The following is a 9,580-nucleotide window of genomic DNA, read 5'->3' on the forward strand; positions in this document are numbered from 1 at the left end:
CTCACGCCTGGGAAGAGGGTCCGGGAGTGCCCGGGTCTTCATCATCGGGGTCGTCCGGATCGTCGTCGTCCTCGTCGACGAGGAAGCTCGGATCAGTTTGCGCGGCAAGGCTGTTGAACACCTCGGGATCGATGAAGTCGATCGACTTGCTCAACTGCGCATCACGCTTGTAGCCGTTGGTGCGCACGCACAGGTGGCCGTCGGGGTCGAGCGGCTCGCTGCAGAGCGGGCACGGCTGACGGCCGGCGGAGATCACCTTCGACGACCGTGCCGCGAATTCGCGTGCGGCGGCAGTGGTGAGGAACACACGCACCGCGTCGGGTCCCTCGTCGGTGTCGTCGAGCACGACGCTCTCGTCGAACTCCCCCTCGGTGATGGCCAGCAACTCCACGACGACGGCCTCGGATTCGGCGTCCCAGCCCAGCCCCATGGTGCCGACGCGGAATTCGGCGTCGACGGGCATGACCAGTGGGCTCAGGTCCCCGACCCGATCGGTCGCCGGCGGGATCGGGGTGCCGAAGCGGCGGTGGATCTCGTCGAGCAGTGCGCCGATCCGGTCCGCCAGGATCTGGACCTGCTGCTTTTCGAGCATCACGCTGATGATGCGTGTCTCGTGGACGGCCTGGAGGTAGAACGTGCGGTCGCCGGGTTGCCCGATCGTGCCGGCGACGAACCGGTCCGGGCTGCGGAACACGTGTATCGCTCGGGACATCACACCTCCTTCATTGTTGTGTTCATTATCCCGATGTCGCCGGGATCGTCGCAGCGGCACCGGTGTCCCCGCCCACGACGGCGTCGTCGGACGCCTGCTGGTCGTCACCGGTGGCCGGACGAGGTGTCGGTACCGAGAGCTTGTGCGTGTTGTTGACCGTGTGCACGTACGGACGCGACGAGGAGTAACGGACGACGCTGATCGACGCGGGCTCGACGACGATGCGCTGGAATGCGTCGAGGTGACTGCCCATCGCGTCGGCGATGATCGACTTGATGACGTCACCGTGCGAGCAGGCGATCCAGACACCGGCCCCGTCGGAGCCGCCGTAGACGCGGTCGAGTTCGCGGATGGCACGCACCGCACGGGCCTGGACGTCGGCGAGGCCCTCCCCGTCAGGGAAGACCGCGGCCGACGGCTGCTGCTGCACGACCTTCCAGAGCGGCTCGGAGAGCAGCTCGGAGATGGGGCGTCCGGTCCAGCCGCCGTAGTCGACCTCGGCGAGGTCGTCGACGACGACCTCCGGAGGACGATCCCCGTTGGTGCCGAGGGCGGCGAGCAGCGGTGCGACGGTCTCCGCGCAGCGATCGAGCGGTGAACGGACCACAGCCCTGATCGCGCCGAGGTGCTCGCCCAAACGGCTCACGAGCTCGTCGGCCTGTTCGCGGCCCCGGTCGTCGAGGTGGACTCCGGGGCTACGACCCGCGAGCACACCCGAGGTGTTCGCCGTCGAACGGCCGTGCCGGAGAAGGATCACGGTCATCCCACAACCATAGGCATGCGCGCATGCCGCCCGCACGCGGCGAGGACGCCTCGGACGTCAGGTCGCGGAGATCGTGCCGGTGGACAGCAGGACGATGAGCGTGACGCCCAGGATCACGCGGTAGGCGCCGAACCAGTTCATCGAGTGCCCGCTGACGAACTTCAGCAGCCAGGCGATGGCCGCATAACCCACGAAGAACGCGACGATCGTCGCCACCAGCAGCTGCGGCCCGGTCGCCTCCATGCCCTCACCGCTCGGGTTGAACGCGTCCGGCAGGCTGAACAGGCCCGACGCGGTCACCGCCGGGATGGCCAGCAGGAACGAGAACCGGAACGCGGCCTCGCGTTCGAGCCCGAGGAACAGTCCGGCGCTCGCCGTCGCACCCGACCGGGAGACACCGGGGACCAGAGCGAGGCACTGTGCGCCGCCCATGACCAGCCCGTCGCGCAGAGTCAGCTTCTCGAGCGGGCGCTGCTTCGTCCCGTATCGCTCGGCCAGCCAGAACACACCCGCGAAGACGATCAGCATGATCGCGACGAGCCACAGGTTGCGGCCGGTGGTGCGGATCTGGTCCTTGGCGAGATAACCGATGAGCCCGATGGGGATGGTCGCGAGGATCACATACCAGCCGATGCGGTAGTCGAGGTTGCGCTCCTCGGCGTGGAACAGGCCACGAAACCACGCCCCGATGATGCGGAAGATGTCGCGGGCGAAGAAGAGCAGCACGGCTGCCTCGGTACCGAGCTGGGTGACCGCGGTGAACGACGCCCCGGCGTCCTCGCCGAACATGAGCTCCGACGCGATACGGAGATGCCCGGACGACGAGATCGGCAGGAACTCGGTGAGCCCCTGCAACGCCCCGAGGACGATCGACTGGGTCCAGGTCATGGTGTCGGTCACGGCGCCCGATGCTACGCGGAGGCCCGCCCGCCGACCGGTCTCGGCGACACGCGTCGACCCGCCTGAGACCCGGACGCGGCGGGTCACGCAAGATGGGTTCATGTACTCGTCTCGACGACCGCGCCCCCGTCACCAGCCCCCGAGCGGTCTCGCACGGTTGCGGCGCCCGGTCGCCGCAGCGGCGACGCTCGCCGTGGGTGTGGCGATGATCACGGCGTGCGGGTCCGACGACTCCGGCACCCCGGACGTCCCGACCGTCACCCCGGCGACCGCGGCCGAGGCGCCCGCGACCTCCCAACCCGCCGGACTCACCGTCCCCGCACCCGCCGGTTCCCGGGCGCTCGCCTCGTCCGGCCGCACGGTCGCCATCGTCTCGCCGGACGGCAGGCAACTGCTCCGCTTCGACGCCGCGAGGATGACCGCGCCACCCACATCGGTCGAGGTGCCCGGCCTGACCGCGCTCGCCCCGGACACCGATGGCGGCTATCTCGGGGTCGGGCCGGCTGCGCTGGTCGTCGTCGACGCCCAGGGCGCCGCGCGCACCGCCGGACTCGACACCGACTCCCCGACCGCGGTCGTGCGCGCCGCGTCCGGCGAGATCGTGGTCGGCACCGCCGACGGCCGGGTGCTGATCCACGACGGTGACTTCGAGAACGGGCAACTCCGCATGAGGCACGATCTGCGCGAGTTCGTCCGCGTGGATTCACTCACCGCGGCTCCGGCCGCGGCCGAGGGCCTCGACGGCCAGATCGTCGTCCTGGACCGCGCGCAGTCGTCGGTGACCCCGATCGACCCCGAATCCGGCGAACCCGGGCCCGCGTTGCGGGCCGGCAACGGCGCCACGACCTCGACGGTCGACCGTTTCGGACGCATCCTGGTCGCCAACACCCGCGACGGCGAGATCCTCGGCTTCTACGGTTCACCGCTGGTCATGCGGTTCCGCTATCCGGTGGCCGACGGCCCGTACGCCGTAGACTACGACGACACCCGCAACCTGCTCTGGGTGTCGACAACCGCGAACAACGAGGTGGTGGCGTATGACCTGGCCGACGGCGAGCCGACCGAGAAGCAGCGGTTCGCGTCCGTCGTCCAGCCCGACGCCCTCACCGTCGACGATGCCGGGACCGTCTACGTCCTGTCGGCACGCGACGGCCGACTCCAGGTCGTACCCCCGCCCGGCACTCCTCTCGGTGTCGCGGCGGTCGAGCCGGGCCGGTGACCTGTGACTGCTGATCGACGACCCCACACCCGGCACGCACGGACATCCGCCCGCCTGGGGTCGCGCTACCCCACCGGCTGGGAGGTCACGTCCGAGGACGTCGAGTGCATCCTGCTGAAGTTGCCGCCGGACGTCACCCGGGTGACCGCGTCGATGCGGCTGGCACTCCAGGCCGAGTTCGGCGGCTGGGAGCTGTCCCGGGTCCGCCTCTACTCCGACGGCACGCGCAAGGTCCTGCTCAAACGCCGGCGTCCGCCGCGCGGCGCCCGCGAACTCGACGAGGACCGTTCCACCGACCACGATCCCCGGAGTGCCCAGGCATGCTGACCGCACGAACCGCCACTAGGGTGCTGATCGCACTCAACCGGTGGTGCTATCCGTTGCTGCTCAAGGTGATGTTCCTGCTGCCGCCGGAACGCATTCATCACATCGTGTTCGTGCTGCTGCGTGTGGTGGGCCGGTTCTCCCTGCTCTCCGTCCCGGTGGCCAAGCTGCTCGCCCACCACGACCCGGTCCTGCGAAGCCGTGTGTTCGGCGTCGACTTCCCGGCTCCCATCGGGCTGGCGGCCGGTTTCGACAAGACCGCCGGGGCCGTGAACACCTGGGGTCAGATCGGTTTCGGCTTCGCCGAGATCGGCACCATCACCGGCCGGGGTCAGCCCGGCAACCCGCAGCCGCGCCTGTTCCGGCTGCCCGCCGACCGGGCCCTCATCAACCGGATGGGCTTCAACAATCCGGGGGCGCACGTCGCCGCCGAACACCTCACCGAGGTCCGGCGCGGCCCGGTGTCGGTGCCGATCGGCGCGAACATCGGCAAGACCAAGGTGGTCCCGCTCGACGAGGCCATCGACGACTACCGCCTCTCGGCCGGCCTGCTCGGCCCCCTCGCCGACTTCGTCGTGGTCAACGTGAGTTCTCCCAACACTCCCGGGCTACGCGATCTCCAGGCCGTCGACTCGTTGCGGCCGATCCTCGCCGCGGTCCAGTCCGAGGTCCAGGTCCCCGTCCTGGTGAAGATCGCTCCCGACCTCGTCGACGACGACATCGACGCGGTCGCCGACCTCGCCGTCGAGCTCGGTCTCGCCGGCATCGTCGCCACCAACACCACCATCGGCCGCGAGGGTCTGCGCACCCCGGACGCCGACGTGCGCGAGATCGGCGCGGGTGGTCTGTCCGGAGCACCGGTGGCCGACCGGTCGCTGTCCGTCCTGAAACGGCTCTACAACCGCGTCGGCGGGAAGATCGCGATCGTGAGTGTCGGCGGCATCGAGACCGTCGACCAGGCGTGGGAACGCATCTGTGCCGGCGCCGATCTGCTGCAGGTCTACACCGGCTTCATCTACGGCGGACCGCTGTGGCTGTACGAATTGCACGCCGGTCTCGCCGAGCGTGTGCGGGCGGGCGGTTTCGCGTCGGTCTCCGATGCGGTGGGCAGCGCCGCGACCGCCCAGCCCTGACCGGACGCTCCGACGCCGCCGACGTGGCAAAGAAGGCGTCCTGACCGCTCGACGAGCGATCAGGACGCCTGGTTGTCGTTGCGTCTCAGACGTTCTCGCCGGGCTGTTCGTAGGTGCCCACCAGGACTGCGCGGGCGATCGCGTGCGAGAAGAGGTTGAAGCCGAGGTAGGCCGGGGTGGCTCCCTCGGGCAGGTTCAGCGACTCGGTGTCGACCGCGTGCACGGCGACGAAGTAGCGATGCGGTCCGTGTCCGGGCGGCGGGGCGGCACCGATGTAGCGGCGCAGCGAGGCGTCGTTGGTGAGCGTTACGGCGCCATCGGGCAGACCCGAACCCTCGTCGTCACCGGCCCCCTCGGGCAGGCTCGTGACGGACGCGGGGATGTCGGCGACGGCCCAGTGCCAGAACCCCGACGCGGTCGGTGCGTCGGGGTCGTAGACGGTGACGGCGAAAGACTTCGTCTCCGAGGGGAATCCGGACCAGGTCAGCTGCGGTGACAGGTCATCTCCACCCGCGCCCATGATTCCGCTGACCTGACCGCTGGCCAGCGGCGAGCCGTCGGTGAGGCTCTCCGAGGTGAGCGTGAAACCCGGCAGACTCGGTAGCGGGGAGTACGGGTCGAAGGACGACATGTGTTCACCTTTCTGACGTTTCGCGCATCGGATCGATCTGCCCACCACTCTATGCGAGGGCTCAGCTGTGGAGCAGGAAGTGTTCGAAGACCTTGGTGCCGAACAGAACCGCGTCGACCGGCACCCGCTCGTCGACGCCGTGGAACAACGCCGCGAAGTCGAGGTCGGGCGGCAGCTGCAGCGGCGCGAACCCGAAGCAGCGGATGCCCAACTTGGCGAACGCCTTGGCGTCGGTGCCGCCGGAGAGCATGTAGGGCACCGTCTTTCCCTGCTCGTCGTGAGCGAGAATGGCGTTGTTCATGGCGTCGACGAGGTCGCCGTCGAACGTCGTCTCGTACGAATCGAGCTGCGTGATCCATTCCCGGGTGACGTTCGGCCCGAGGAGTTCGTCGATCTCCTTCTCGAAGGCCGCCTGGCGCCCCGGCAGTACGCGGCAGTCGATGACGGCTTCGGCCTTCTGCGGGATGACGTTGGCCTTGTAGCCGGCTTTCAGCATCGTCGGGTTGGCGGTGTCGCGCAGCGTGGCGCCGATGATGCGGGCGAGGTTGCCGAGCTTGAACAGCGATGTCTCCAGGTCGGGCGCGTCGGGGCTGAAGTCCAGTCCGGTCTCGGCGCTGACCTCGGCGAGGAACTGGCTCACCGACTCCGTCATGACGAGCGGGAAGGTGTGCCGGCCGATCCGCGCCACGGCTTCGGCCACCTCGGTGACCGCGTTGTCGGCGTGCAGGAACGAGCCGTGACCCGCCCGCGCCTCCGCGGTGAGACGCATCCAGCCCAGACCCTTCTCGGCCGTCTCGACGAGATACAGGCGCTTCTGGGTGCCGTCGGGTCGATCGACGGTCAGCGAGAAACCGCCGACCTCGCCCACCGCCTCGGTGATCCCCTCGAAGAGATCCGGCCGGTTCTCGACCAGCCAGTGGGCGCCCCACGTCCCGCCGGCCTCCTCGTCGGCGAGGAAGGCGAACACGATCTCCCGCGGCGGGACGGTGCCGTCGCGTTTGAACTGGCGGGCCAGCGCGAGCGCCATCCCGGCCATGTCCTTCATGTCGACCGCACCGCGTCCCCAGATGTAGCCGTCCTTCACCGTGCCGGAGAACGGGTGGACACTCCAGTCGGCCGGCTCTGCCGGCACCACGTCGAGATGGGCGTGGATCAGGAGGGCGCCGCGGTCGGAGTCAGGCGGTCCCGCGAGACGGGCGAAGACGTTGCCGCGTCCTGGACGGCCCGACTCGACATACTGTGTGGTGTATCCCACTTCCTCGAGCTGCTGCGCCACCCACTTGGCACACTCTTCCTCGCCTTTCGTGGTCTCCGGCTCCCCCGTGTTGGAGGTGTCGAACCGGATCAAACGGCTGACGAGATCGACTACTTCAGTGGTCGCAGACTGGAAAGACACCCCTCACTCCTACGGGATTTGGGATACACGGGCAACCTCGGTTAGTGTTATCCCGCTGCCGAGAGACGGCGGGGAGAAATCACCGCCGGAGCAACGCAGCAGAGCAAGTCCGAGTGGCGGAATGGCAGACGCGCTAGCTTGAGGTGCTAGTGTCCTATTAACGGACGTGGGGGTTCAAGTCCCCCCTCGGACACCGCAGATCACAGAAGAACCCCGGCTCCGGCCGGGGTTCTTCTCGTTTGTCGTCGATACCGCGCGGACACGGCAGGGTCAGCTCCCGACGGGCTCCATGAACCCCGCCCAGGCGCGCGAGTACGGCAGGTCGATCGAGTTCTCGACGAAGGCCTGCAGGATGACGCGACGCAGCCGCCGCTGGACCGCCCACTGGCCGTTCGGCATGGTCTTGACCGTCAGGCGCAGGACGACCTTCTCGGAGGAGACCTCCTGCACGCCGAGCATCTCGATCGCGCCGAGGATGTCGGTGTCGTCCTGTTCGACGGCGAGACGCGCCGCCTCGGCGGCCACCCGCTGCGCCTTGTCGATGTCCGCGCCCGGCGCGACCGGCACGTCGACGCGTGCGACCGCGAACTCCTGGCTCATGTTGCCGACGCGGGCGATCTCGCCGTTGCGGACATACCAGAGGGTGCCGTCGATGTCGCGGAGCGTGGTGACGCGCAGACCCACGGTCTCCACCTCGCCGATCGCCTCGCCGAGGTCGACGATGTCACCGACCCCGTACTGGTCCTCGAGGAGCATGAACACCCCGGAGACGAAGTCGCGGACCAGGTTCTGGGCACCGAAGCCGATCGCGAGGCCGACGATGCCGGCCGACGCGATGAACGGTGCGATGTTCACCCCGAGGACGCTCAGTACCGACAGCACCACCCAGACGAGCAGCACGATCGACACGGTGGACTTCAGCACCGAGCCGATGGTCGCGGCCCGCTGGGCCCGGCGGGCGGCGATCTGGGCGCTCCGTTCGGTCGTCGGCGTCTTGGACCGGAAACCGCGGATGAGGGACACGCCCCGCGTGCTCCCGCCGTCCCGGGAGCGGGGCCGGGTCGCCCGGTCGATGGCGCGATGGATGGCGTAGCGCACGACCAGCGCGAGCAGGATGTAGACCGCGATGCGGATCGGGTTCTCGATGATCCATTCGCGATTCGTGTCGGTCCATTCGAAGGCCAGGTTCTGAATGGTCATGACCCCGACCGTACGGACGATGAGATCGTTGTCCAGTCGTGATCGTTCGCAGACCGGCGTCGTCGAACCCGAAAACCGTTGTCAGCCTGCCCGGAACGTGACGATGTTCTGATCGAGGATCATCCGGTCCTCTTGTGTGGCGACGGCTACATCGGGTGCCAGGACCAGGGGGACTCCGGTCCCCTCCGAGGCGTCGAAGGCGGCGGTGTCGGCCACCCGGCCGGTGATGGTGAAGAGATCGGTCACACTCGGCACGCCTTGCGACATCAGGAACGACGGACCGTTCATCACGTGGACGTGCAGGTGCGGTGCGACCGAGTTGCCGCTGTTGCCCACCTTGCCGATGACCTCCCCCCGACGGACACGGTCCCCCGGCTTGAATCGCACCGAGCCGGGTTGCATGTGGGCGTAGTTCACGTAGAAGCCGTCGCCGATGTCGAGGACGAGGTTGTTGCCGTCGGCATCGGCGATCGGCAGATTCGCCGGGTACTCACCCGGCACCTGCTCGGGCAGGTCGTTGCGGCTCGCGACGACCGTCCCGTCGGCGACGGCGAGCGCGTCATCGCCGAAGATCCGGTAGCCGGCCGGATTCCTGGCGTCGCCGACGAAGATCTTCCCGTCGGGTCCGGCCTGCTCCCAGTCGACGGCGTAGCGCTGCGCGAGGACGGGCGTGCCATCGAGCGGCAACAGGGCCCGGGTGTGCCGGACCGCGTCGCAGCAGGCGTCGGCGGCGATGTAGTGCTCACCGGCGAGCGGCGGACCCAGGACCGGAACCACGCCGTCGTTCACGTCGACCGCCGCGATCCTCTCGGTGGTCTCGCGCATCTCGGGTGGCGCCTCGTCGGCGCGGACCGAGATCTCGTGGATCAGCTTCTTCGGTGCGTCACCCGCGAATCGCAGGTGGAGGAACAACACGCCGTTCTGTCCCGGTGCGAGCACCTCGGAATACCCGTCGGGCGCACCTGGTCTCGGCTGGACCGAAGGCGCTCCGGTGGGCTTGAGCCGTCCCGCGACACCGGCCTGGTCGAGGCCCATCAGTGCAGGGCTGCCGTCCGTCTCGGCGTCGAACACCTCGACCCCGGTGATCGTGACCGGGGTGCGCATGTAGTTCGTCAGCGACACCTCGTAGACGAGATGGTCGGAACCGTCCGATCCGGCGAACGGAGTCGGCGCGAACATCACCGACCCCACCACCGGGGTGACGACCGGTTCGGCGGGAACCGGTACTTTCGTACCACCGCCGGAATCGTCGGCACCGCCGCAGCCGGCCAGGACGAGCGCGGCACACAGGCCGAGAACTGG

Annotated in this window: 10 protein-coding genes and 1 tRNA gene; 4 read left to right on the plus strand and 7 right to left on the minus strand. The window is 68.7% G+C overall.

All coding sequences use genetic code 11. The annotated features are described in order from the left end of the window. Position 1: 1 nt before the first annotated feature. The 3 genes from GOAMI_RS17820 to GOAMI_RS17830 are packed head-to-tail and all read right to left on the minus strand — an operon-like array spanning position 2 to position 2,375. Positions 2–712 carry a DUF3090 domain-containing protein gene (locus GOAMI_RS17820; protein WP_006437972.1) on the minus strand — a complete coding sequence of 237 codons (711 nt, stop codon included), beginning with the start codon at positions 710–712 and terminating at the stop codon, positions 2–4. 25 nt (positions 713–737) lie between these two features. Then, positions 738–1,475 (minus strand): MSMEG_4193 family putative phosphomutase, encoded by a 738-nt coding sequence (locus GOAMI_RS17825; protein ID WP_006437973.1) that lies wholly within the window; start codon positions 1,473–1,475, stop codon positions 738–740. 57 nt (positions 1,476–1,532) lie between these two features. Beyond that, positions 1,533–2,375, minus strand: a complete 843-nt coding sequence (locus GOAMI_RS17830) for an undecaprenyl-diphosphate phosphatase (RefSeq protein WP_006437974.1) — start codon at positions 2,373–2,375, stop codon at positions 1,533–1,535. 157 nt (positions 2,376–2,532) lie between these two features. Here GOAMI_RS17830 and GOAMI_RS17835 point away from each other — a divergent pair, with 157 nt between their 5' ends. Genes GOAMI_RS17835 through GOAMI_RS17845 form a run of 3 tightly spaced genes read left to right on the plus strand, consistent with a single transcriptional unit; the run spans position 2,533 to position 5,051 of the window. After that, entirely contained in the window at positions 2,533–3,594 is a 1,062-nt protein-coding gene (locus tag GOAMI_RS17835) for an NHL repeat-containing protein (RefSeq protein ID WP_040004953.1), read from the plus strand. 3 nt (positions 3,595–3,597) lie between these two features. Then, positions 3,598–3,921, plus strand: a complete 324-nt coding sequence (locus GOAMI_RS17840) for a DUF5703 family protein (RefSeq protein WP_006437976.1) — start codon at positions 3,598–3,600, stop codon at positions 3,919–3,921. Continuing rightward, a complete protein-coding gene (locus tag GOAMI_RS17845; protein ID WP_006437977.1) occupies positions 3,915–5,051 on the plus strand; it encodes a quinone-dependent dihydroorotate dehydrogenase in 1,137 nt (378 codons plus the stop codon). Before GOAMI_RS17840 ends, GOAMI_RS17845 begins: the two co-directional genes overlap by 7 nt. A gap of 85 nt (positions 5,052–5,136) precedes the next feature. On the opposite strand, the gene GOAMI_RS17850 is transcribed toward GOAMI_RS17845, so the two are convergent. Then, on the minus strand, positions 5,137–5,682 hold the full coding sequence (locus GOAMI_RS17850; RefSeq protein WP_006437978.1) for a YbhB/YbcL family Raf kinase inhibitor-like protein: 546 nt from the start codon (positions 5,680–5,682) through the stop codon (positions 5,137–5,139). A 61-nt stretch (positions 5,683–5,743) separates the two neighbouring features. Next, positions 5,744–7,078 carry a M20/M25/M40 family metallo-hydrolase gene (locus tag GOAMI_RS17855; protein ID WP_006437979.1) on the minus strand — a complete coding sequence of 445 codons (1,335 nt, stop codon included), beginning with the start codon at positions 7,076–7,078 and terminating at the stop codon, positions 5,744–5,746. A 107-nt stretch (positions 7,079–7,185) separates the two neighbouring features. On the opposite strand from GOAMI_RS17855, the gene GOAMI_RS17860 reads away from it, so the two are divergent. Beyond that, positions 7,186–7,271 (plus strand) — tRNA-Leu (locus GOAMI_RS17860). Between the two features lie 77 nt (positions 7,272–7,348). On the opposite strand, the gene GOAMI_RS17865 is transcribed toward GOAMI_RS17860, so the two are convergent. After that, positions 7,349–8,278 carry a mechanosensitive ion channel family protein gene (locus tag GOAMI_RS17865; protein ID WP_006437980.1) on the minus strand — a complete coding sequence of 310 codons (930 nt, stop codon included), beginning with the start codon at positions 8,276–8,278 and terminating at the stop codon, positions 7,349–7,351. A gap of 81 nt (positions 8,279–8,359) precedes the next feature. Then, positions 8,360–9,580: M23 family metallopeptidase (locus GOAMI_RS17870; RefSeq protein WP_006437981.1), on the minus strand; the 1,221-nt coding region annotated here is incomplete at its 5' end.

The organism is Gordonia amicalis NBRC 100051 = JCM 11271 (assembly GCF_000332995.1).
GTDB lineage: Bacteria > Actinomycetota > Actinomycetes > Mycobacteriales > Mycobacteriaceae > Gordonia > Gordonia amicalis.